The sequence below is a fragment of the Burkholderia sp. AU18528 genome (genome assembly GCF_002223215.2).
Lineage (GTDB): Bacteria > Pseudomonadota > Gammaproteobacteria > Burkholderiales > Burkholderiaceae > Burkholderia > Burkholderia semiarida.
Genome location: NZ_NKFC02000007.1, coordinates 188,451 through 209,362 on the forward strand (window position 1 = coordinate 188,451; position 20,912 = coordinate 209,362).

General features: G+C 69.1%; 23 protein-coding genes. 10 read left to right on the top strand and 13 right to left on the bottom strand.

From position 1 onward, the window contains the following. Positions 1-72 precede the first annotated feature (72 nt). The 6 genes from CFB52_RS27580 to CFB52_RS27605 all read right to left on the bottom strand — a co-directional run bounded on the left by CFB52_RS27580 (position 73) and on the right by CFB52_RS27605 (position 5,634). Positions 73-696, bottom strand: coding sequence for a glutathione S-transferase family protein (locus tag CFB52_RS27580; protein WP_099318029.1), 624 nt, complete (start codon positions 694-696; stop codon positions 73-75). Between the two features lie 71 nt (positions 697-767). Continuing rightward, positions 768-2,267: a TIGR01777 family oxidoreductase gene (locus CFB52_RS27585; RefSeq protein WP_099318030.1), complete on the bottom strand. Its 1,500-nt coding sequence runs from the start codon at positions 2,265-2,267 to the stop codon at positions 768-770. Continuing rightward, positions 2,264-3,133, bottom strand: coding sequence for a thiol-disulfide oxidoreductase DCC family protein (locus CFB52_RS27590; RefSeq protein ID WP_099318031.1), 870 nt, complete (start codon positions 3,131-3,133; stop codon positions 2,264-2,266). Before CFB52_RS27590 ends, CFB52_RS27585 begins: the two co-directional genes overlap by 4 nt. A gap of 90 nt (positions 3,134-3,223) precedes the next feature. Further along, a complete protein-coding gene (locus CFB52_RS27595) occupies positions 3,224-3,694 on the bottom strand; it encodes a DUF2269 domain-containing protein (protein WP_059581888.1) in 471 nt (156 codons plus the stop codon). After that, positions 3,691-5,013 (bottom strand): SDR family oxidoreductase, encoded by a 1,323-nt coding sequence (locus tag CFB52_RS27600; RefSeq protein WP_059581886.1) that lies wholly within the window; start codon positions 5,011-5,013, stop codon positions 3,691-3,693. The genes CFB52_RS27595 and CFB52_RS27600 overlap by 4 nt, the downstream gene beginning before the upstream one ends. An 87-nt stretch (positions 5,014-5,100) precedes the next feature. Further along, the gene (locus CFB52_RS27605; protein WP_011548968.1) at positions 5,101-5,634 is read right to left on the bottom strand and encodes a GbsR/MarR family transcriptional regulator; all 534 of its coding nucleotides are present in this window, start codon (positions 5,632-5,634) and stop codon (positions 5,101-5,103) included. A 162-nt stretch (positions 5,635-5,796) separates the two neighbouring features. Here CFB52_RS27605 and fabV point away from each other — a divergent pair, with 162 nt between their 5' ends. Further along, the gene (gene fabV, locus CFB52_RS27610) at positions 5,797-6,999 is read left to right on the top strand and encodes an enoyl-ACP reductase FabV (RefSeq protein WP_060968252.1); all 1,203 of its coding nucleotides are present in this window, start codon (positions 5,797-5,799) and stop codon (positions 6,997-6,999) included. Positions 7,000-7,057: 58 nt separating this feature from the next. Here the strand turns inward: fabV and CFB52_RS27615 are convergent, their stop codons facing one another. Continuing rightward, entirely contained in the window at positions 7,058-7,762 is a 705-nt protein-coding gene (locus CFB52_RS27615; RefSeq protein ID WP_059641434.1) for an SDR family oxidoreductase, read from the bottom strand. 345 nt (positions 7,763-8,107) lie between these two features. Between CFB52_RS27615 and CFB52_RS27620 the strand changes: the two genes are divergently transcribed. Then, the gene (locus CFB52_RS27620) at positions 8,108-8,692 is read left to right on the top strand and encodes a TetR/AcrR family transcriptional regulator (protein WP_060011238.1); all 585 of its coding nucleotides are present in this window, start codon (positions 8,108-8,110) and stop codon (positions 8,690-8,692) included. A 46-nt stretch (positions 8,693-8,738) separates the two neighbouring features. On the opposite strand, the gene CFB52_RS27625 is transcribed toward CFB52_RS27620, so the two are convergent. Both CFB52_RS27625 and CFB52_RS27630 read right to left on the bottom strand, forming a co-directional pair. Then, a complete protein-coding gene (locus tag CFB52_RS27625) occupies positions 8,739-9,317 on the bottom strand; it encodes a hypothetical protein (protein WP_099318032.1) in 579 nt (192 codons plus the stop codon). Positions 9,318-9,585: 268 nt separating this feature from the next. Continuing rightward, complete coding sequence (locus CFB52_RS27630; protein WP_059581874.1) at positions 9,586-10,116, bottom strand: GNAT family N-acetyltransferase; 531 nt, start codon at positions 10,114-10,116, stop codon at positions 9,586-9,588. 204 nt (positions 10,117-10,320) lie between these two features. Between CFB52_RS27630 and CFB52_RS27635 the strand changes: the two genes are divergently transcribed. The 4 genes from CFB52_RS27635 to CFB52_RS27650 all read left to right on the top strand — a co-directional run bounded on the left by CFB52_RS27635 (position 10,321) and on the right by CFB52_RS27650 (position 12,484). Next, positions 10,321-10,686 carry a helix-turn-helix transcriptional regulator gene (locus tag CFB52_RS27635; protein ID WP_099318033.1) on the top strand — a complete coding sequence of 122 codons (366 nt, stop codon included), beginning with the start codon at positions 10,321-10,323 and terminating at the stop codon, positions 10,684-10,686. Further along, complete coding sequence (locus CFB52_RS27640; protein ID WP_099318034.1) at positions 10,658-11,143, top strand: SRPBCC family protein; 486 nt, start codon at positions 10,658-10,660, stop codon at positions 11,141-11,143. Before CFB52_RS27635 ends, CFB52_RS27640 begins: the two co-directional genes overlap by 29 nt. Positions 11,144-11,262: 119 nt before the next feature. Beyond that, positions 11,263-11,739, top strand: a complete 477-nt coding sequence (locus CFB52_RS27645; protein ID WP_059581866.1) for an SRPBCC family protein — start codon at positions 11,263-11,265, stop codon at positions 11,737-11,739. A gap of 106 nt (positions 11,740-11,845) precedes the next feature. Beyond that, positions 11,846-12,484 carry a 2-hydroxychromene-2-carboxylate isomerase gene (locus CFB52_RS27650; RefSeq protein WP_099318035.1) on the top strand — a complete coding sequence of 213 codons (639 nt, stop codon included), beginning with the start codon at positions 11,846-11,848 and terminating at the stop codon, positions 12,482-12,484. A gap of 29 nt (positions 12,485-12,513) precedes the next feature. Here the strand turns inward: CFB52_RS27650 and CFB52_RS27655 are convergent, their stop codons facing one another. After that, on the bottom strand, positions 12,514-13,497 hold the full coding sequence (locus CFB52_RS27655; protein ID WP_059581861.1) for a LysR family transcriptional regulator: 984 nt from the start codon (positions 13,495-13,497) through the stop codon (positions 12,514-12,516). 101 nt (positions 13,498-13,598) lie between these two features. Here CFB52_RS27655 and CFB52_RS27660 point away from each other — a divergent pair, with 101 nt between their 5' ends. Next, complete coding sequence (locus CFB52_RS27660) at positions 13,599-14,831, top strand: MFS transporter (RefSeq protein ID WP_099318215.1); 1,233 nt, start codon at positions 13,599-13,601, stop codon at positions 14,829-14,831. 427 nt (positions 14,832-15,258) lie between these two features. Then, positions 15,259-15,951, top strand: coding sequence for a phosphatase PAP2 family protein (locus tag CFB52_RS27665; protein WP_099318216.1), 693 nt, complete (start codon positions 15,259-15,261; stop codon positions 15,949-15,951). Positions 15,952-16,053: 102 nt separating this feature from the next. Here the strand turns inward: CFB52_RS27665 and CFB52_RS27670 are convergent, their stop codons facing one another. Both CFB52_RS27670 and CFB52_RS27675 read right to left on the bottom strand, forming a co-directional pair. Then, a complete protein-coding gene (locus CFB52_RS27670; RefSeq protein ID WP_099318036.1) occupies positions 16,054-16,713 on the bottom strand; it encodes a glutathione S-transferase family protein in 660 nt (219 codons plus the stop codon). 126 nt (positions 16,714-16,839) lie between these two features. Then, the gene (locus CFB52_RS27675; protein ID WP_060011231.1) at positions 16,840-17,910 is read right to left on the bottom strand and encodes a rhodanese-like domain-containing protein; all 1,071 of its coding nucleotides are present in this window, start codon (positions 17,908-17,910) and stop codon (positions 16,840-16,842) included. A 289-nt stretch (positions 17,911-18,199) separates the two neighbouring features. Between CFB52_RS27675 and CFB52_RS27680 the strand changes: the two genes are divergently transcribed. Next, positions 18,200-19,105, top strand: a complete 906-nt coding sequence (locus CFB52_RS27680) for an HTH-type transcriptional regulator ArgP (protein ID WP_099318037.1) — start codon at positions 18,200-18,202, stop codon at positions 19,103-19,105. Positions 19,106-19,265: 160 nt separating this feature from the next. Then, positions 19,266-19,478 carry a DUF1059 domain-containing protein gene (locus CFB52_RS27685; protein ID WP_059581851.1) on the top strand — a complete coding sequence of 71 codons (213 nt, stop codon included), beginning with the start codon at positions 19,266-19,268 and terminating at the stop codon, positions 19,476-19,478. Positions 19,479-19,582: 104 nt separating this feature from the next. Here the strand turns inward: CFB52_RS27685 and ltaE are convergent, their stop codons facing one another. Then, positions 19,583-20,596, bottom strand: coding sequence for a low-specificity L-threonine aldolase (gene ltaE / locus CFB52_RS27690; RefSeq protein WP_059581849.1), 1,014 nt, complete (start codon positions 20,594-20,596; stop codon positions 19,583-19,585). Between the last annotated feature and the right edge of the window lie 316 nt (positions 20,597-20,912).

Here is a 20,912-nt window from a genome sequence, read left to right on the forward strand (position 1 = left end):
GGTGCGTCGGTGAATCGGTCGTGAAGCGGCGACGAAGGCAATACCGCCGCTTCACGCGCTACCTGCACCGCATTACGGATTCGCGCTGCCCGCGTACTGCTTGAAGCCTTCGCGGGTCGCGAGCCGTTCGACGTAGCGCGACACTGCCGGCAGGTCCGGATGCTCGAACGGCGTGCCGAACCACCGGTTCACCGACAGGCCGATCGGGATATCCGCGAGCGTGAACGTGTTGCCGGCCACGTACGCGCCGGTCTTTTCGAGCTGCGCATTCAGCACGCGCATGTGCGTCGTCCAGCCCGCGATCGACTGAGCGATGCCGTCCGGATCCTGGTGATCGGGCGACTTGCGCACGAGGCCGAGGAAGGCGCCGACCCACGAGCGGTTCAGGTCCGAGCCCTGCCAGTCGATCCACTGGTCGACGCGCGCACGCGCCTGCGGCTCGGCCGGATACAGCGCGTCGCCGCCGTAGCGGTTCGCGAGGTAGCGGATGATCGTGTTCGATTCCCAGAGCACGAAGTCGTCGTCCTTGATGACGGGCACGAGCGCGTTCGGATTCAGCGCGAGATAGGCCGGGTCGTGGGTCGTGCGAAAGCCCGCGCCCCAGTCTTCCTGTTCGAACGGCAGGTTCAGTTCGGTGCACAGCCACAGCACCTTGCGGACGTTGATGGACGGAATCTTGCCGAGGACGTGCAGCATGCAGTCTCCTTGTGAGGTCGGGTGCGAACGTTCGGCGCGCGCGGCACGCGCCGAACGCGTTCACGCCGAAGTTATACACGACCTCGCGGGAAACGGCAGGCCGCGGGCGCGAAACCGGTGTGCGGCCGATTCGTCAGGTCGCGCAGCGCGTGCTCGGCCGTCGGGAAGCGGAACATGAATCCGTCCTGATGCAGCCGTGCCGGCACCACGCGCTGCCCGTCCAGCAGCAGCTCGGCCATCTCGCCCATCGCGGCGCGCAGCGGTGCCGCCGGCACGTGCACAAACGCGGGGCGGCGCAGCACCTTCGTCACGATCTGCACGAACGCGCGCTGGGTCAGCGGCACCGGGGCGACCGCGTTGTAGACGCCGCGCATGCCCGTGTTCGACATCGCGCGCGCGACGATCCGCAACACGTCGTCGCGGTGAATCCAGCTCATCACCTGCGCGCCGTCGCCGAATCGTCCGCCGAGCCCGAAGTAATGCGGCAGCAGCATCGGGCGCAACGCGCCGCCCGGGCCGAACACGATGCCCAGCCGCAGCACCACCGCGCGCACGCCGTGGCGCTCGAGCGGTTGCACGGACTGCTCCCACTGCCGGCACAGCTCGGACATGAAGCCGGTGCCGGTACTGCTGCCCTCGTCGAGCCGTTCGTCGCCCGGCCGCACGCCGTAGTAGCCGATCGCCGACGCCTGGATCCACGTAGGCGGCTTGACTTCGGCGGTCTCGACCCAGCGCATCAGCGCCTGCGTGACGCCGACGCGGCTGGCGAGCAGCAGCGCCTGCCGGCGCTTGCTCCAGCGTGCGCCCAGCACCGGCGCGCCGGCGAGATTGATCACCGTGTCGAAACGCTCGTGCGGCTGCAACTGGTCGACGGACGTCACGCTGCGCGCGCGGCCTTGAAACAAGTAAGCCGCACGCAACGGATCGCGCGCCAGCAGCGTGACCGTATGTCCTGCATCGAGCAACTGGTTCACGAGCGTTTCGCCGATGAAGCCGGTCCCGCCAGTGACCAGCACATTGCAGGGCCGCTGCCCCGCGAACGGGTTGGCGGCCGGCGCGCGTGGCGCGATGCGGCACGCGGCAATCCCGTCGCGCACGCCCGACACCGTCACGCCGACCGCGAACAGGCTGAGCAATCCGCCGCGCCAGCCGAGGTCGATCGGCTGCAGCGCGGTCGGCTCGTGCGCCCACACGGAGAGTTGCATCGCGATCATCCCGAACAACGCGCCGCCGTTGACGGCCAGCAGCGTATGCAGCACGCGCTCGGTCGCGGGCAGCTTGCGGCTTCGGTCCTCGATGACGAAATCCCACAAGGTCAGCCCCACTTCGACAAGCACGACCATCGCGAGCGCCGCGACCCACGCGCCGTGAAACGCGACGTTCGCGATCGACGCGAACACGAGGCCGTACAGCACGGACCGCACCGCATGAATCGCCAGTTCGAGCCGCGCGCGCGGGCTGTGCGGCAGGTCTTGCGTGAGTTCGTGGTGGTAAAGCGTATCGAATGCGCCCATCGCGCCCTGCACGATCAGCAGGTTGAGCGCCCAGTCGAAAGCAGGCAACGTGTTCATGCGGTATCCCTCCTCCACAACCAGACCAGCGGCGGCACCATCGCGACGAGCGCGGCCACGTCGATCGCCACGTGCCCCCACACCTGCGCCTGCCACGACAACAGCATGTCCTGCGGCGCCCAGATCAACAGGCCGGCCAGCAGCCAGCCCCACACTTCCCGTTTCCTCGACCGGTTGCCGAGATGGACGAGCGCGAGCATCCAGACCGCCGCGCACTGTACCGTCGCGCCGAGCAGCGACATCCACCAGACCTGCTGGGCGCGCGCGGCTTCGGGCGCCGCTGTCGACCAGAAATGCCACTCGATGCCGCGGTGATAGGCGTCGAGCCACGATGCGCCGGCAATCCACGGAATGGCCGCGCCGACGAGCAGGTGCGCGATCGCGGCTGCGTACATCCAGCGCACGACGGCGCAGCGCGGAGTGTCGCGCGGCGGGCGATTCGCCGCCGCGCTTTCGGCGTTGCTGCCGGTGCTGCACGCGCCGCCTTCGCAGCAGGCTTGCGCGCGATACCCGAGCCAGCGCGATACGGCATACCGGTTGCGTGCGAGGCGGCGATACAGCGGCGCGAACACGGCACGCATCGCCGGCACGCGAAGCAGCCAGGCGAACCAGCGACGCCCAACCAGCGCATGGGCGGCCGCGATGCCGTCGATGCCGGTCAGCATGCGTCCGTTGGGCAAGCGCGCATGCAGCTCGCGATTCAGCGCGGGCAAGTCGACATCCAGCGGCGCCGGATCGAAGCCCGGCTCCGCGATGTCGACGAACGCCAGCCGGTGTCGCGCATCGCGCTCGCCGAGACGCCGGATTTCCGCGACACATAACGGACATCGCCCGTCGAAGTACAGCACCAGCTCATTGGCATTCATGCTTCGCACTCCTTTTTGTTATCGCAAGCATCATGAATCGATCGACTGCTTTCCCGCGTACGCCGCCGCTTCCGCGCGACGGCGACGGGCTCACATCGGCTTGACCACCATCAGGAAGTAGACGGTCAGCATCGCGAAGAACGCCGGATAACCGAGCCGTTCCCAGCGCTTCGCATAGCGCCAGTAGCGCTCGGGCAACGCGGCGTCGCCGTTGGCGTGCGCGAGCTTCGCCATCGCCGCCAGTTCGAGCTGCAACCACACGACCGGCAGCCAGCACGCGCCGGCGACCGCGTACAGCACGATCGACGCGAGCAGCCACGGCGTATGCCACGGCCACCCGGCCGTATGCGCAAGCCACAACCCGGACGCCGGCTGGAAGATCACGGCCGGCGTCGTGAACCACCAGTCCGCGCGCACCACGAGCCGCGACACGGCCGCGATCGCGGGCACCGATCGCGTGCGGTTCGCGAAGAACAGGTAGAACGCGGTGCCGAACCCCGTGCCGACCAGCAGCACCGAAGACAGGATGTGAAGCGCCTTGATGACGAGATAGGTGTTCATGCGCGTTCTTCTTCTGAAAAGAGGATCAACAGGATGGCGAGAATCGGCACGTTCTTGAGCACGGGGCCGAACGGTTCGGCCAGCAGGCCGGGCATCGTGACCGCGATGACCGCCGAGTACGCGACGATCAGCGCCGCCTGCACGGCCCACAGGCGCCGCGACGGCGCGACGACGGTCGCGATGCCGAGCGCGAAGTCCAGCGCGCTGGCGGTGTAAAGCGCGATCAGCGCGGGCAGCCCCGTCAGATGCGCGGGCGCCAGCAGCGCGAGGCTTGCGTGCAGCGGATGGATGAAGGCGCTCGCGATCGCCGTCCAGATCCACACGATCGCGAGCGCGCCCAGCAGCAACGGACGCCGCCACATCGCGAGCGCATCGCGGCGCAGCGCGGCGGCTTCCGCGCCGATGAACCCGCCGATGCGGCGCGGCGGCCGGCCCAGCACGGCCGCGGTGGCCGCCGGATCGCCCGTGTTGCCGCCGCGCAGCATCGTCCACGTGTCGCGCGTCAGCATCGCGCCCGGCAACGCGCCGAGCAGTACGGCCGCCGCGCCGACCAGCGGGCCCGGCAGCGTCACGCGGGCCGCCGGCGGAAATCCGAGCGCGGCGCGGTAGCCGGCCAGCATCTCGCGGTATTCGACTTCGTCGCTGCCGACCACGTCGATCACGCGGCGGCCCGCCGCCGACGGCGAATCGGCCGGCTCCATCACGAGCCGCGCCACGACTTCGACGAGATCGTCGACATGCACCGGGCGCAGCCGCTGACGGCCGCCCGCCAGCAGGACGTGCACGGGCAAGCTCGCGAGCATCCGGAAAAACCGCGCCGATGCGCCGGCCGCCCCGTAGACGAGCGCCGGGCGCACGATGCGAAAGTCGATCGGCAGCGTCTGCAGGAAGTGGTCGGCCGCCTGCTTGCTCGCGAAGTACCGCGTATCGCCGCGCTCGACGCCGAACGCCGAGATCTGGATCACGCGCCGCACGCGGGCGCGGCAGCACGCGGTAAAGAGCGCGCACGGCGCGGCGCGATGCACGGCGTCGAGCGTCGCGCCGCGTCGATCCGCCAGCATGCCGACCGCGTTGATCACCACGTCGACACCCTTCAGCCGCGCGAGCCATGCTTGCGGATCGACGTCCCGCACGAAGTCCATCGCGACGTCGTGCGGGCCGGCCGCGTGACGCACGCCGCGCAGCACGCGATGCCCGCCCGCTTCGAGCTGCGCGCACAGCGCCCGCCCGATGAAGCCGTTCGCGCCGCACACGAGCACAGTCACGCCGCGTGCGCCGGAACGCTCGGGCGGGCAGGTCGACGGCAAGACTGCGTTCATGTTCGTCCTCTATTTACAGTTATTTCTGTAATGACAGAAACAACAACTCCGAAAAAAGCGGGCTGCGTGCCCGCTCTCCGTTACCGCTTACTTCGACGGCTTGCGCCTGACCGTCTGGCTGATCTTCGCACCGATGCCGAGCGCCTTCATCAGCGTATCGGGCTTGAGCCGCAGCATCTCGTCCGACCAGGTCGTCAGCGTCTCGACGAACTGCAGCGTGTCGCGGATGCGCTGTTCGGTCTCGCGGCTTTCGTTCGCGATCTCCGGGCTCGTCAGGCAATCGCGCAGCACCGTGAGCGTCGGCTCGATCTCGCGCTGCCGCCGCCCTTCGACGATCAGCTTGAACAACTCCCAGATGTCGGTCGACGTCTCGAAGTGGTCGCGGCGGTCGCCCAGCACGTGCACGACCTTCGCGAGCCGCCACGCCTGCAACTCCTTCAGGCTCGTGCTGACGTTGGAGCGCGCGACGTTGAGCGTCTCGGCGATTTCGTCCGCTGCCACCGGCCGGCCGGCCAGATAGAGCAGCGCGTGAATCTGCGAGACGGTGCGGTTGACGCCCCACCGCGAGCCCATTTCGCCCCAGTGGAGGATGAATCGTTCGGCAATCGGTGTGAGTTCCATGTCTGGAAATTTATTCATTTCAGTTATTTCTGTCAAGAGAGAAATAACCGGGCGATCGCGCGCCTTCCGGCCGCGCCCGCCCGCGATCGGCCGCTTCCTTTACAATGCGCGGGATTTTTCCGATTTCAGGCCGTCCCCGCCTTTCTGACTAGAGGTTCTCCCATGATCATCAAACCGCGCGTGCGTGGCTTCATCTGCGTGACGACTCATCCCGTCGGCTGCGAAGCCAACGTCAAGGAACAGATCGATTACGTGACTTCGCACGGCCCGATCGCCAATGGCCCGAAAAAGGTGCTCGTGATCGGCGCGTCGACCGGCTACGGCCTCGCCGCCCGGATCTCGGCCGCATTCGGCTCGGGCGCGGACACGCTCGGCGTGTTCTTCGAGCGCGCAGGCAGCGAGACGAAGCCGGGCACGGCCGGCTGGTACAACAGCGCCGCGTTCGAGAAATTCGCCGCCGAAAAGGGGCTGTATGCGCGCAGCATCAACGGCGACGCATTCTCCGACAAGGTCAAGCAGGTCACGATCGACACCATCAAGCAGGATCTCGGCAAGGTCGATCTGGTCGTCTACAGCCTTGCGGCCCCGCGCCGCACGCATCCGAAGACGGGCGAAACGATCAGCTCGACGCTCAAGCCGGTCGGCAAGTCGGTCACGTTCCGCGGCCTCGACACCGACAAGGAAGTGATCCGCGAAGTGTCGCTCGAGCCGGCGACGCAGGAAGAGATCGATGGCACCGTCGCGGTGATGGGCGGCGAGGACTGGCAGATGTGGATCGACGCGCTGGCCGAAGCCGGCGTGCTGGCCGACGGCGCGAAGACCACGGCGTTCACGTACCTCGGCGAGCAGATCACGCACGACATCTACTGGAACGGCTCGATCGGCGAAGCGAAGAAGGATCTCGACAAGAAGGTGCTGTCGATCCGCGACAAGCTGGCCGCGCACGGCGGCGACGCCCGCGTGTCGGTGCTGAAGGCGGTCGTCACGCAGGCCAGCTCGGCGATCCCGATGATGCCGCTGTACCTGTCGCTGCTGTTCAAGGTGATGAAGGAGAAAGGCACGCACGAAGGCTGCATCGAGCAGGTGTACGGGCTCCTGAAGGACAGCCTGTACGGCGCGACGCCGCATGTCGACGAGGAAGGCCGCCTGCGCGCGGACTACAAGGAACTCGATCCGCAGGTGCAGCAGAAGGTCGTCGCGATGTGGGACACGGTCACGAACGAGAACCTGTACGAGACGACGGACTTCGCAGGCTACAAGACCGAGTTCCTGCGCCTGTTCGGCTTCGAGATCGCCGGCGTCGACTACGACGCGGACGTGAACCCGGACGTGAAGATCCCGGGCATCATCGACACCACGGTCTGACGGCACGACCCGCAGCCGCGCTCACGGCGCGGGCGGCGGGTTCGCACGACCGGCGGCATCAACGCGGCGCCGGTTCTTCCAGATAGACGCCCGACGACAGCGTGGCCTTCACCTGCCGCGTGAATTCGTCGGTCGACACTTCCTCCGCTCCCGCTTCGATCGCGTCGTACGCCTGCCGCACGACGTCGGCCGGCGTGGCTTTCGGCACGTCGAGGCCGGCCGTCAGGTCGGTATCGATGAAGCCGGCATGCAGCCCGACGACCTGCGTGCGCTGCTCGCGCAGCGAATGGCGCAGCCCGTTGGTCAGCGCCCATGCGGCCGATTTCGACACGCCGTAGCTCGACAGGATCGGCCGGTTCACCCAGCTCGCGACCGACAGGATGTTCAGGATCGCGCCGCCGCCGTGGGCCGCCAGGGTGCCCGCGAATGCGCGCGACATCGCCAGCATCCCGAACACGTTGGTCTCCAGGTGAGCGCGCAATGCGTCGGGCGCGCCCTCGTCGGTCAGGCTGCCGAGCCGCGCGATGCCGGCGTTGTTGATCAGCAGCGTGACGTCGCGCGCCGCCTCGGCCGCTGCCGCGACCGCCGCGGGGTCGGTCACGTCGAGCTTCACGGGCACGACGCCCGGCAGCGTCACGCTGGCCGGATCGCGCGCGCCCGCATAGACCTTCCGCGCGCCCCGTTCGAGCGCCTGCTTCGCGAACTCGAGCCCCAGCCCGCGGTTCGCGCCCGTGATGAACACCACTGCACCTTCGATTTTCATGATGCGTCCTTTCGCGTGATGAATCGCCCGCGCGCCGGCTCGCCGCGCGTGAGATCCGGGTAAAAACGAGACTGTCGTTGCCTGGCGAACCGTGGCGCCGCGGCCTGCCGCCGACGGCAAGCCGCCCGCGACCCACACCCCACGGCGCCAAAGATGCTGACCTGTTGCCATCCGGTGTACCCGCCGTGGCTTTGCCACGATCCGCCCAGTCGGCTACACTCAATGTCAATGTTGATCACCATTGTCTTTGCGGTGCATTGTGTTCTCGCCGCATGGTCGTGTCAATGGCGATCACCATTGTGTTTTTCAATCGACGCGATCGAACAGGAAATCAGGGAGAGATCGATGGGCGTGTCCAGACAACAGGCTGCCGAGAACCGAAGCGCGATCGTCGCGGCCGCCGAGCGGCTGTTCCGCGTGCGCGGCGTCGACGCCGTGGGGCTGACGGAACTGATGAAGGAAGCCGGCTTCACGCAGGGCGGCTTCTACAACCACTTCAAGTCGAAGGACGCGCTGGTCGCCGAAGTGATGGAAAAGGCGATGCACGACCGCGCGGATTCACCGAATGCCGGCAGTCTCGACGCGCAGGTGGCCGCGTATCTGTCGCCCGCGCATCGCGACAACGTCGAGGCCGGTTGCCCGCTGTCTGGCTTCGCGGGCGATGCGCCGCGGCTGACCGATGCGGCGCGCGCGTGCTATGCGCACGGCCTCGCCGCGTATCTCGATCGGCTGGAACGGATGGTGGCGGCCGAAGGCGCGACGCCCGCGCAGACGCGTCGCGACGCGCTCGCGGTCTTCAGCCAGATGGTCGGCGCGCTCGTGCTGTCGCGCGCGATCGCCGGCACCGATCCGGCGCTGGCCGACGAGATTCTCGACGCGGGACGGGACACGCTGGCCGGCCGACGCGGCGAATCGGCCACGTCGAGTTGAGCGTTGGCCGTGCGCGCCGCGGCGCGGCGTCCGCGTTCTTGTCGCGCTATTCGATCGCCCGCGCGGCGTCCCACAGCGGCTGCGTGCCGCGCGCCGCATTCCACGCGGCGAACCGCGTGCGCCACGATTCGAACGGCTCGGCCAGCGGATGGCGCGGATCGTCGCTGAGCGAATACGCCATCCCTTCGATCAGCCAGCGCGGTTTGGTCAGGACGGCCAGGTTGCCGAGTACTTCGGCCTGCCGGTGGTGGATCAGCTCGTGCGCGAGAAAGTACGTCTGCCAGCCGCGCGGCGCGATCACCACGCCGAAATCGCCGAGCGTCAGCGCCGCGCGTGTGCCGAGGCCGAACGCATCGGCGCACGTGCGGGTCGCGCAGAACACGACGCGCGGTGCGGCGCGGAACGCGCCGACGGTCGCCGCCGCGCGCGCGTAGCCGTCGTGATAGAGCTGCCGCGCCTCGCCGAGCCTCGCGACATCGTCCGTGCAGATGTCGGCGCCAGGGCACGACACGCCGGGGATCAGCGCGGGCGCGACGACGCGCAGCGGCTTGACGAGCGCATACGCGGCAATCGGCAGCGCGACGAGCAGGCCCGTGAGGGCGAAAGCGGCGTGGGAGCGTTTCATCGAGGCGGCGGTTTCGTGACGTGTGGTGGGCGTCTTGCTGCGTGCACGCGACTATATCGGACCGGGGGCCGCGCGCGGTGGCGCTTTTCTCACAGGCCACACCCGTCACGCGACGCGCGCCCGCATCGACGACACCGGCTCCGCCACGGCACCGGCGTGCGGCGGCGCCACCCGGCAGCGAGCCACGCGGGCGCGATCGGCGCAACGACACCGGCCGCACGCATGGCGAACAACGGCGCCGGCGCGGCCGGATGCATGACGATGGCCGTTACGCGAGCTGCTTGTGGAAATACGTCGTCGCGCACGGCGCGCCGTCGGGCATCAACGCATAGTTCGGCACGACGCCGACGCGCTGCCAGCCGGCCCGCTCGTACAGCCGCTCGGCGTCGCCTCCCGTCACCGTGTCGAGCACGAGCACGGTCTTGCCGGCGTCGCGCGCGGCCGCGTCGGCCGCCGCCATCAGTCGCGCGGCGACGCCCTGCCGGCGCGCATGCCGCGACACGAGCATCTTCGCGATGTCCGCGCGATGCGGCTGGTTCTCGGGCTGCGCGGTCACGATCTGCACGGTGCCGACGATCCGGCCGGACGCATCCTCGGCGACGAGCAGGATGCGCTCGTCGCTCGCGACGCCCTCGGCCACACGCGTCCAGAACGCGACGGCGGTCGCCCGCTCGATCGGCAACATGAAGCTGACGGACGCGCCGCCTTCGACGCAATCGATCAGCACGTCGGCCAGCGCATCGACACAGGCCATCGCTTCGCTTGCGCCGACGCGGCGAACGGTAACGGGTTCGGTCATGCCCTCTCCGGTAGTCAGGTGGGCCGCACGCGCGGGTTCGGCATGGGCCCCAATCGGAACGAACGCGGGCCGGGCGTCGCGGCACGCGCGACGACGGCAGGCGTCCGGCAACACGGCGCCCGACCGGCGCGCGTTACCGCCCCATCATCGTACGCGACGAAAATTGTCGTTGCACCGATGACCACATCGCCTACACTTAGCCAAATGGATAACTTTCAACCCGGCATCAGCGACGTCTTCCACGCCCTCGCCGATCCGACGCGCTGCGCGATCGTCGGCGCGCTCGGCCAGGGGGAGCGGACCGTCTCCGCGCTGGCCGCGCCGTTCGACATGGCCCTGCCGTCGTTCATGAAGCACCTCGCCGTGCTCGAGCGCAGCGGCCTCGTGGCGACCCGGAAGGCCGGCCGTTCGCGCACCTGCGCGCTGGTCGGCAGCCGGCTGACCGAGGCCGAGGCATGGCTCGCCGCGCAGCGCGCGCAGTGGGAAGCGCGATCCGATCGTCTCGTCGAATTCGTCGAACGCCGTCACCAGGAGGAGCACGATGTCAGCCAGCCACGTCGAACCCGCTGAAGCCCACGATCTCGTCATCACGCGCACGCTGCGCGCGCCGCGCCGCGCGCTGTGGCGTGCATGGACCGACCCTGAATTGCTGAAGGAATGGTGGTGCCCGAAACCGTGGACCACCGAAGTGCGTGCGTTCGACCTGCGGCCGGGCGGCGCCTTCCATACGTTCATGCGCGGCCCCGATGGCGGCACGAGCGACAACCCCGGCTGCTTCCTCGACATCGTGCCGGAATCGCGCATCGCGTTCACGTCGATGCTCGCGGGCGGCTGGCGGCCGCAGACGCCGTGGCTCGGCTTCACGGCGATCGTCACGATGGCCGACGACGACGTGGGCAGCCGCTACGAGGCGCGCGTGATGCATCCCGACGCCGCGACGCGCGAGCGCCACGAAGCGCTCGGCTTTTTCGAGGGCTGGAACACCTGCATCACGCAGCTCGACGCCTTTGCCGCCACGCTGCGCTGAGCGCCGCTTCGCGTGCGGTCATTGCATGCCGCCGCGCCCGCGCCTAGGATTCCTGAAGGAAGCATGACGACACGCCGGGCGCCGGTGTGCACCGTCTCGCACGCTTCGCGGGAGGCGACATGTTGCACACGCACACGCATTCGACCCGGGTCAGTCGGCACCTGAACGCGCCGCGCGGGCGCGTCTATCGCGCGTTGCTCGACCCGCACGCGGTCGAGCAATGGAAGGTGCCCGACGGCATGACGTGCCGCGTGCACGCGTACGACACACGGGAGGGCGGCGCGCTGCGGGTGTCGCTCAGCTACGACGCGCCGTCGGCCGGCACCGGCAAGACCACCGCGCGCACCGACACCTATCATGGCCGCTTCGTCACGCTGGTGCCCGACCAACAGATCGTCGAGATCGACGTATTCGAAACCGACGACCCGATGCTGCGCGGCGCGATGACGATCACGATCACGCTGTCCGACGAAGCGGGCGGCACGCGCGTGGACGCCGTGCACGACGGCATACCGCCCGGCGTGCCGGCCGCCGACAACGAGACCGGCTGGCAGATGGCGCTGGCGAAGCTCGCGGCGCTGGTGGAAGCCGCTTAGCGGTCGTTCATTCCGGTGACGAAAGGCGGTGCTGCGGCGCAAAACGCCGCCGCGTGCGACACTGCCGTGCAGCCGACAACCGGATCCGCCCGAGGAGACACCCGCGATGAACGCCCCGCGCACCGCCAGCTGGTATTTCGATTTCGTTTCGCCGTTCGCCTACCTGCAACAGGAACAGTTCGACAGGTTGCCGCCCGCCGCCGCGTTCGAGCCGCGGCCGATCGTGCTCGGTGCGCTGCTCACGCACTGGGGCCAGAAAGCGCCGGCGGAGATCGCGGCCAAACGCGTGTTCACCTATCGGCATGCGCAATACCGCGCGGACAAGCTCGGCATTGCGTTCCGGATGCCGCCCGCGCACCCGTTCAATCCGATCAAGCCGCTGCGCCTCGCGATCGCGATGGGCGGCTCACGCGACGCGATCCAGCTGATCTTCCGGCATATCTGGCGCGACGGCGAGGACGTGTCGACGCCGGCAGGTTTCGCCGCGCTGTGCGAAGCCGTCGGCTTCCCGGAAGGCGTGACGGCCATCGAGGCCCAGCCGGTCAAGGATGCGCTGCGCGCGAACACGGATCGCGCGATCGCCGACGGCGTGTTCGGCGTGCCGACCTTCGTGCTCGACGGCGACCTGTTCTGGGGCGAGGACGCGACCGACATGTTCGTCGACTGCGCGACGTCGCGCGCGTGGCTCGATTCGCCTGAAGTGCGCCGCATCAGCGCGCTGCCCGAAGGGATCCGGCGGGGCTGACGGCGTACCGCCACCCGGGCCGCGTTCCTTCAGCCGTCGCGCCCTTCGACGAGCGCCGGCACGGCCTCGCGCATCATCGCGGCGAACCGCACGAGCCGCGACGGATAGAACTGCGCATGCGGATAAGTCAGGTAGACGGGCAGCGACGCGGCCTCCCATTCGGGGGCGAGGTGCACGAGATCGCCGCGCGCGAGATCGTCGGCGAGCATCCACGATGATCCGACGCACGCGCCGACGCCCAGCAGCGCCGCGCTGCGCAGCGCATACAGGTTCGCGGTCGTGATGCGCGGGCGGATCGCGATGCGCCGCGTGTCGCCGGTGGCCGCATGCGTCAGCGCGAGCTCGTTGCGGTAGTACGTGCGCAACGCGAGCCATGGCAGCGCGGCGAGCGCGTCCGGATCGGCCGGCACGTCGGCGCCGTTCAGTATGGACGGCGCGGCGACCACGAAACGCGGCACCTTCGTCAGCCGGATCGCGACCACGCCGGGATCGGTGGGCTCGCCGACCTGGATCGCGCAATCGATGCCGCTGCCGACGAAATCGCGCACCTCGTCCTGCAGCAGCCACTCGACCGACACGCGCGGATAGTCGCGCAGGAACTGCGCGAGCGGCGCAACGAAACGCTGCTGCCCGAACGCGTGCGGCACCGCGACGCGCAGCAGCCCGTCCGGCTCCTCCTGCGCGCCGCGCAAATCGGCCTCGAACGCCGCCCAGCTCGCCAGCAGCTCCTTCGCCTGCTTGAAGCACCGCTCGCCGTCGACGGTCAGCCGCATCGTATGGGTCGTGCGTTGCAGCAGCCGCATGCCGAGCGAACTTTCCAGCGCCTGCAGCCGGCGGCTGATCGTCGGCTGCGTGGTATGCAGCTGCACGGCGGCCGCCGACAGGCTGCCGGCCTCGACTATGCGCACGAAGGTTTCCATCAGCTCGAAGCGATAGCCCGCACCGTTCACCGGCACCGTCTGAACGCGCGGAGATCCGCCAGCAGCGCGAGAGGGAGGAGATTTTTCGGTCATTCGTGGAGCGTATAACAAATGTGCGCAAGGCGGCACTACCGTCGTCCGCCGAGTACCGCCACACTCGCGTCCAACCCCTTCTTCAACCGAGGATGTACGCGATGTCCACCCCGACCCGTCTCGACGCCGCGCCCCGCGTGGCGCATGCCCCGGCCCGCCCGGCTGCCCATTCGATGCCCGATCGCCGGCTCGTGCTGCTGCTCGCGGCCGCCGCCGGCCTCGGCGTCGCCCCGCTCTACTACGCGCAGCCGATGCTCGGCGCGCTCGCGCCCGATCTCGGCGCGTCGGCGCGGGCGATCGGCTTCGTGCCGACGCTCACGCAGCTCGGCTATGCGCTCGGCATCCTGCTGCTCGCGCCGCTCGGCGACCGCTTCGACCGGCGCCGCGTGATCGTGACCAAGGCCGCCGCGCTGGTCGTCGCGCTGCTGCTGGCCGCTGTCGCGCCGTCGCTCGGCCTGCTGCTCGCGGCGAGCTTCGCGATCGGCCTCGCCGCGACGATGGCGCAGGACGTCGTGCCGGCCGCCGCGACGCTCGCACACGACACGCATCGCGGCCGCATCGTCGGCACCGTGATGACGGGGTTGCTGCTCGGCATCCTGCTGTCGCGCGTCGTGGCCGGATTCGTCGCCGAGACGGCCGGCTGGCGCGCGATGTTCGCGCTCGCGGCCGCCAGCGTCGCCGTGATCGGCGCCGTGGCCGCACGCGGGTTGCCGCGCTTCGAGCCAACCACGCGGCTGCCGTACCGTGCGTTGATCGGCTCGCTCGGCGCGCTGTGGCGCGAGCATTCGGCACTGCGCCGCGCCGCGCTCGCCCAGGGGCTGCTGGCCGTCGGGTTCAGCGCATTCTGGTCGACGCTCGCGGTGATGCTGCACGGCGCGCCGTTCCATCTCGGCAGCGCGGCAGCCGGCGCATTCGGCCTCGCGGGCGCCGCCGGCGCGCTGGCCGCGCCGATCGCCGGGCGTCTGGCCGACCATCACGGCCCCGAGCGCGTCACGCGTATCGGCATCGGCATCGCGACGGTGTCGTTCGCGTCGATGGCCGCCGCGCCGCTGATGTCGCCGCATGCGCAGCTCGTGCTGCTCGCGCTCGCGACGATCGGCTTCGATCTCGGCGTCCAGGCCACGCTGATCGCGCACCAATCGATCGTCTATCGGATCGATCCCGCGTCGCGCAGCCGTCTCAACGCGGTGCTGTTCGTCGGCATGTTCATCGGGATGGCGGCGGGCGCGGCAATCGGCAGTTTGTTGCTCGCGCAACTGGGCTGGAATGCGGTGACCGCGCTGGCCGTCGTGACGTCGCTGGCCGCGCTCGCCGTGCGGGTGTGGCGCAACTGAAGCCGCGCATCGCGTCACGCCGACGGGCAGGCCGATGAGGCTTGCCCGCCTTTTTTATTTTTTGATCGGCACACGCATGACGCTGCGCCGCCCGGCAGATTCGCGCCACTCCGGCACGACAATCACTCATTCGGCGCAAGGTCCGCACCGTCCTGCCGAATTGTCCAGTTCAACAAAATATTTTTCCGGCGCGCGTGCATGGCCGCCCGCAAACGTCGGACGATTCGACCCTACCGCACCACACGGCGCTCGCCCATCCGGCCCCACCACACAGCCACGGTTTATCAGGGGAATCCCGGTATTTTTTCGCATTTTCTTCGAAATAACGGGTGACATACTTGCCCCCCGTTGCGCTCCGTGCGAGCGCGCTTTTCGATCCAGCCGGCCGCCCGTCATGCGCGGCGCGTCCGCCCGGGTCGCACAGGACATGAACGATTTCGACACCACGATCCAGATCTTCCTCACCCACGTGACGTTCGGCCCGTTGATGAATCACACGATCCGCGTGATCGCGGGCCTCTACACGTTCAAGGGCTTCGTGCTCGTTCCCGTGCTGTGCTGGCTGTGGTTCCAGCCCGGCCCGCATCGCGAACGGCAACGCGAACTGGTCGTCGCCACCGTCGCGAGCGGGCTCGTCGCGCTCGCCGTCGGCCGCGTGCTCGCGCAGGTGCTGCCGTTCCGCGTGCGGCCGATCTACAACCCCGACCTGCACCTGCACTTCCCGTCGGCCGGACTGCGCGCGGCGACCCTGCAGACATGGAGTTCGTTTCCGAGCGATCACGCGATGCTGTGGATGGCAATCGCGACCGGCATCTTCATCATCGCGCGCCGCGTCGGCGTCGTCGCACTGCTGTATTCAGTCGTATTCATCTGCCTGCCGCGCGCGTATCTCGGCTTTCACTACCCGACCGACCTGATCGCGGGCGCCGCGATCGGCATCGCGATCGCGTGGCTGCTGACGCGCGACGCGATCCGCTCGCGCTTCGCGCCGCAGGTGCTGGAGATGATCCGGCGCTTCCCCGCGCCCGCCTATACGCTCGCGTTCCTGCTGTGCTTCGAGTTGATCACGCAGTTCGACGAACTGCTGACGCTCGCGCAGTCGGCCACGCGCACGATGTGACGGGCACGCGCGCGATGCTGCCGCTGCTGCTGTCGTTCCGTCGCCCCGGCGCGCGCTGCCGGCCATGTGCAGCGGCAGCACGCCGTGCGACGGCCGCGCCCGTCAGTCGCGATCGGGCGCGCCGAGCGGAAAGAACGACCGATACGGCCGCGCCTCGTCGACCGCGCGCGCAAACGAAGGCCGCGCAAGCAGGCGCTTGCGGTACGCGATCACGTTCGCGAACGCCGGATCGATCCGGTGCGTCCAGTCCGCGTAGAACAGGAACGGCGCCGCGCCGCAATCGGCGAGGCTGAAATGATCGCCGGCCGCCCATTCGCGATCGGCCATCGTCTTGTCGAGCCACGCGTACGACGTATCGAGCATCGCGCGCGCGTCGGCCACCCCGCGCGCATCGCGCTCGGCTTCCGGCCGCAGCGCGTCGAACACGACCTTCTGCTGTGGCGTCGCCACGTAGTTGTCGAAGAAGCGGTCCATCGTCCGCACCTCGAGCGCGGTGCGCGGATCGTCGGGCAGCAGGCGCACGGGGCCCGGATGCGCCAGGCCGAGATACTCGATGATGATCGACGCCTCGATCACCGTGCGGCCCGCATCGACGAGCACCGGGAAGCGCTTCAGCGGCCACAGCGCGGCCAGTTCCTGCATCGGCTTCGGATCGTCGTGCGCAAGCACGCGATAGTCGAACGGCGTGCCGTTCTCGTACAGCGCGGTCAGCACCTTCTGGCAGTAGGACGAAAAGGGATGGGCGTAAAGCGTCGGCATCATCGCGGGTCTCTCAGGGTTTCGGCGCCGCGTCAGGCGGCGCCACAGGATCGGATACCTGGACGACGAACGGCGCCGGGCCGTTTCGACACCGGTCCGGATTTTTTTCGAGGGAGCCGGCCTCGGCCGCTACGACCGGCCGTCCATCACGACGCGCCCTTCGGCGCGCCAGCGCAGCATCCCGCCACCGAGATTCGCGACCGCATCGAAGCCGGCCTGCTTCAGGATCACCGTCGCCTGCGCGGAGCGCCCGCCGGCCCGGCACACGGTCACGACCGGCCGGTCCCGCGCGATTTCGCCGGCGCGCGCGGCCAGTTCGCCGAGCGGAATCGGCGTCGCGCCGGGCAGATGACCGAGCGGGCCCGTGAATTCGTCCGGCTCGCGCACGTCGACGACCTGTACGGCCGGCAGATGATCCTCGAGCCATTGCGGATCGATTTCCCAGAAGCCGGCGAACGTGTAGACGAGCGGCGCCCAGCCGGGTGCGGCCTGCGCATCGGGCGCGTTCGCGGCCACGCCGCACCGCAGGTTCGCCGGCACCGCGACGTCGATCTGGCGCGGATGCGCGAGCCCGAGATTGCGCATGTAGCCGGCGAAATCGTCTTCGCTGAGATCGCCGCCGAGGCGCGGGTTGAAGCGCCGCTCCTCGCCGACGCTCGTCACCGTGAGCCCGCGATAGTCGTGCGCCGGATACAGCAGGCACGCGGCCGGCAGCGTGAAGAGCCGGCCGTGCACCGCGCGATACAGCGCACGCGGGTCGCCCTGCTGGAAGTCGGTGCGGCCGGTGCCGCGGATCAGCAGGCAATCGCCGGTGAACGCCATCGATTCGTCGTCGAGCACGAGGCTGATGCAGCCGTTCGTGTGGCCGGGCGTCGCGCGCACGGTCAGGTAGCGCGCGCCGAACGCGCAACGGTCGCCGTCGTTCAGGTAGCGGTCGGCGCCTTGCGCGCCGCTCGCCGCCGAGATCGCGATCGCGCTGCCCGTGTGCTGCTTCAGCAGCCACGCGCCCGTCACGTGATCGGCGTGCACGTGCGTGTCGACGGTCGCGACGAGCCGCAGCCCGAGTTCGTCGAGCAGCGCCGCGTCGCGGCGCACCTGCTCGAACACGGGATCGATCAGCAGCGCCTCGCGCGATGCGCCGTCAGCGAGCAGATACGTGTACGTCGACGACTGCGGGTCGAAAAGTTGCCGGAAGATCATTGCTTTATTGCTCCGTCGTGTGTTCTTCAGTGAGGTGTAGTCGGATCGGCACACTGCATGGCGTCGTCAGGGGCCTGCGCCGGCACGACGACATCGCCGCCGCGCGAGCGGCATCGCGCATATTCATACAGCGTAGATCAAAATGCCCGCGCCGCCGCGCCCCATGCGCGGCAACCGATTCCGACGACGAATCGCGCACCGCCGAACGACGTGCCGCGCCGGGACGGCAACGCACGCTGCCTTACACTACGGCCTGTTCTCGTCCCCGATCACAGGAATTGCTCCCGACATGTCGATGACGATCGATCCGAAGCAGGCCGCCGCGCTGCTGGCCGTCGCCGACACCGGCAGCTTCGAGCAGGCGGCCGTGCGCCTGCACGTGACGGCGTCCGCCGTCACGCAGCGGGTCCGCGCGCTGGAAGCGAGCCTCGGCACGCCGCTCGTGCTGCGCACGCGGCCGTGCCGCCCGACGGTGGCCGGGCAGCGCGTGCTGCAGCATCTGCGCCGCGTCGCGCTGCTGCAGGCCGACCTCCACAGCACGCTCGCGGCCGAGCGCGAATCGCCGATCTCCGTGACGATCGCGCTGAACGCCGACAGCCTCGGCACGTGGTTCCTGCCCGCGCTGACGTCGGTGCTCGCGGGCGAGCGGATCCTGTTCGAGCTGATCGTCGAGGATCAGGACCACACGTTCGCGCTGCTCGAAAGCGGGATGGCGGTCGGCTGCGTGACGACCGAGCCGAAGCCGATGCGCGGCTGCCTCGCGACGCCGCTCGGCACGATGCGCTACCGGCTGCTCGCAGCCGCCGCGTTCGCGATGCGCTGGTTTCCACGCGGGCTGAACCGTACGAGTGCGCGCCACGCGCCCGTCGTCGCGTATTCGCGGCGCGACACGCTGCAATCGTCGTTTCTGAAGGAGAAGTTCGGGTTGCCCGAAGGCGCGTATCCATGCCACTACGTGCCGGGCACCCATTCGCACTTCGCGGCGGTACGGCACGGGCTCGGCTACGCGATGGTGCCGGAGCCGCTGATCGGCGCCGCGCCGCTCGATGCGCAGGGGCTCGTCGATCTCGCGCCCGCGCATCCGACCGACGTCACGCTGTACTGGCACGCGTGGACCGTGCAGTCGCCGACGATGGCGTCGCTGTCCGCGCGGGTGGTGGAAGCGGCGCGCCGGCTGCTCGCGCCGTTGCCGTGACGCGCCGGCCGGCGCGCGGGCGATCGACACGGCCGGCGCGGTGCGCACTGCGACGAGAAAAGTCGGCCGCGCCGCCTATACTTTTTCCATCGGCCTCGCGAACGCGCCGCGCGGCCGATCATCCAGGTCCGGCCGTTCCCTTTCATGTGAGGAGAACATCATGTCCCGCCGCTACATCGATTGCCGCGAGTTTCCCAGCGCGATGCATTGCTCGGTCGCCATTTCGGCCGACTCCGACAACGAACTGCTCGAGGCCGCCGTGCAACATGCGGTCTCGGTACACCAGCACACCGACAGCGCCGAACTGCGCACGCAACTGAAATCGCTGTTCCACGACGGCACGCCGCCCGTCGACACGCCGTCGCAAGCGTAATCCGCCCGCGCGGCAACGATCGATCGCCTACATGCCGCGTCGTCCCTCGGGGTTTTGCGTCATGCCACGTCGCGCCGGCCCGTCGCCGGCCGGCGCATTCCGCCTCACGCGCGACGCTGCGCGAAATACGCGCCGACCGCGTCGATGAACGTGTCGATGTCCGCGCGCGACACGTCGCAGTGCGTGACGAAGCGGGACGCGTACAGCATCTGCGTGAGGATGCCGCGTTCCTTGAGCCACGCCTCGAGCGGCGCGCAATCGGCTTCGGGGAATTGCGCGAACACCATGTTCGTCGCATGCGACAGCACCTTCACCGAATCGATGCGTGCGAGGCCGGCCGCGAGATGCGCGGCATTCGCATGATCGTCCGCGAGCCGCTCGACGTTGTGATCGAGCGCATACAGGCACGCCGCCGCGAGAATGCCCGACTGCCGCATCCCGCCGCCCAGCACCTTGCGCCAGCGCTGAGCGCGCTCGATCAGCGCACGGCTGCCGACCAGCACCGAGCCGACCGGCGCACCGAGCCCTTTCGAGAAGCAGATCGACACGGTGTCGAACGGCGCGCACAGCTCGGCGATCGGGCGCCCCGACGCGACGGCCGCGTTGCACACGCGCGCGCCGTCGAGGTGCGTCGACAAGCCCCGGCCGCGCGCGAACGCGACGGCTTCCTGCACATAGCCTTCCGGCAACACCTGGCCGCCGATCGTGTTTTCGAGCGCGAGCAGGCGCGTGCGGGCAAAGTGATTGTCGAGCGGCTTGATCGCCGCGGCGATCTTCGCGAGCGGCAGCGTGCCGTCCGGCGCGTTCTCGATCGGTTGCGGCTGGATGCTCCCGAGCACGGCCGCGCCGCCGCCTTCGTACTTGTAGGTGTGCGCGAGCTGGCCGACGATGTATTCGTCGCCGCGCTCGCAATGCGACATCAGCGCGGCCAGGTTGCTCTGCGTGCCGCTCGGGAAGAACAGGCCGGCTTCCTTGCCGGCCCGCTCGGCCGTCACCGCCTGCAGGCGCAGGACGGTCGGGTCGTCGCCCCAGACGTCGTCGCCGGTTTCGGCGGCGGTCATTGCGGCCAGCATCGCCTGGCTCGGACGTGTCACGGTATCGCTGCGTAAATCGATCATCGCTGTGCCCTGGGTAAACGCGAGCCGGAACCGATGCGCCCGGCCCTGCCGAAACGAAGCTGAGAGTGTACGCAATTCGCGCGGCGCCTGCCGGCCGCCGCCGCGCGCGCCGATTCCGGACGCGCGACGTCGTTCCGATGACGCGACGCGCCATATTGACGCACGTGCGTCAGACCGCCACGCCGCGGCCGCACGCGCGGCGAACGGCCTTCTTGATACGAATCAAAGATTTACCGCGAAACCGGGCGCGACGGGCTGGACATCTGCGACGAGTTGGCGCATTTCGCGGTGCAACATCGCGGCCCATACTCCAGCC